This is a genomic window from Bradyrhizobium sp., from assembly GCF_049581145.1.
In the GTDB taxonomy this organism is placed as follows: domain Bacteria; phylum Pseudomonadota; class Alphaproteobacteria; order Rhizobiales; family Xanthobacteraceae; genus Bradyrhizobium.
This window is the reverse complement of record NZ_JBAURI010000034.1, coordinates 1-1,753: the sequence shown is the minus strand read 5'-3', so window position 1 is coordinate 1,753 and position 1,753 is coordinate 1. Positions and strand designations below refer to the sequence as shown.

General features: G+C 66.1%; 1 protein-coding gene and 1 pseudogene. Both read left to right on the top strand.

Annotated features, from left to right (window positions below):
• Positions 1-195 (top strand): annotated as a pseudogene (locus tag WCB02_RS01075) (hypothetical protein); the annotation flags it as partial.
• 151 nt (positions 196-346) lie between these two features.
• Positions 347-1,753, top strand: a 1,407-nt coding sequence (locus tag WCB02_RS01070; RefSeq protein ID WP_423955391.1) for an EAL domain-containing protein, incomplete at its 3' end; no start/stop codon positions are given.

The window sequence follows — 1,753 nt, the reverse complement described above, 5'->3', positions numbered from 1 at the left end:
CTGATGATGTGGATGTGGATGTCCGCCGTGATCGTGCTGTCCGGAGCCGAGCTCAATTCGGAAATCGAGCACCAGACCGTATTGGATTCGACCACGGGCAGCCCACGGCCGCTCGGCGCGCGCGGCGCCGCGATGGCCGACAGCGTCGGACGGGCGGTCCCCGGCGCGTCCCAGAGCGCTTTCCGAACACGGTGAATCGGAAAACGCTCCGATTGTCCTTCATTGGTCGCATTTTCTCAGCGGGGGCCGGTGACCACCTTTCCGGAAAATGCGCCAAAGAACACTGGATTTTCGAATCAACATTAGTGTTAAGGTTGTGGCGCTCGAACGGGATGTTGCGCGCCAGATGATCCGGATTTCCACGATTTTCATCGCCATCTGCATGGTGCTGGTCGCAGCATCGCTCGGGCTGATCCTCTATTCGGTCGCCGGTATCAACGGACCGGAATCCGCGATCGTGGCGCTGACCGCGCTGACCTTCCTGATCCTCTACAATGCGGTCTCGATGCGGCTGCGCGATCGCACCGACGTCGGCAGCCAGATCGCGGACCTGTCGCGCGGCACCGCCGATCTGGCGCGGCAGGTCGCCGAATTCGGCCGCCGGCTCTCGGCTGTCGAAGGCCGCATGGTCTCGGCCAATTCGGCCGGCGCCGACCGCATTCAATCCGTGGTCAACGAGATCGGCGAACTTGGCGGATTGATCAGGCAGCTCGCCGCCTCGGTCGCAAGCCACGACGATCTGCTGGTCGCGCTACAGCAGGCCCCTTTGCCCGCTGCTGCGCCGGAGCCGGCCAGGCCGGACACCGAGCCACAAAAGCAGCCATTGCCGATCGAAGACGACAAGCGGGTGGTGGCATCGCCCGCCGCGGCGCCGGCCGCCGGCGATCCCGCCGCCCGCAGCCAGGCCCAGATTCTGGCGACACTGCGCGGCGCAATCGAGGAAAACCGGATCGACATCTATCTGCAGCCGATGGTGACGCTGCCGCAGCGCAAGGTGCGCTACTACGAGGCGGTGACGCGGCTGCGCGACGAACGGGATCAGGTTCTGGCGGCCGAGGATTTTATCGCGGTCGCGGAAGCCGCCGGCCTGATCGGGCGGATCGACCACATGGTGATGCTGCGCTGCGTGCAGGTGCTGCGCCGGCTGATGGTCCGCAACAAGGAGGTCGGCGTGTTCTGCAACGTCGCCGCCGCGACCCTCGGCAACGCCCCGATGTTTTCGCAATGCCTGGATTTTCTCGAAGCCAATCGCGCGCTGGCGCCGTCCTTCGTGCTCGAGTTCAAGCAGGCGACGTTCCGCAATCTCGGGCCGACCGAGACCGAGCACCTCGCCGCGCTGGCGCAGCGCGGCTACCGCTTCTCGATCGATCACGTCACCGATCTGCGGATCGAGCCGCGCGAGCTTGCCGATCGCGGCGTTCGCTTCATCAAGGTCCCCGCCGGGCTGTTGCTCGACCCGAAACAGAGTTCGACCTCCGACATCCATCCCTCCGATCTGTCGGATCTGCTCGGCCGCTTCGGCATCGACCTGATCGCCGAGCGGATCGAGGGCGAGCGCTCGGTGGTCGACCTGCTCGACTATGACGTGCGCTTCGGCCAGGGCTTCCTGTTCGCGCCGCCGCGCCCGTTGCGGCCCGAGGGCGCGTCCAATCCCGGCGCGGCGCAGCCGGGCAACATCCAGGAAGTCAACGGCACCGCCAAACCTGCGAACGCCGTGGAGGTTACGGCGGTCGACCCGCCGCCGCGCATGATG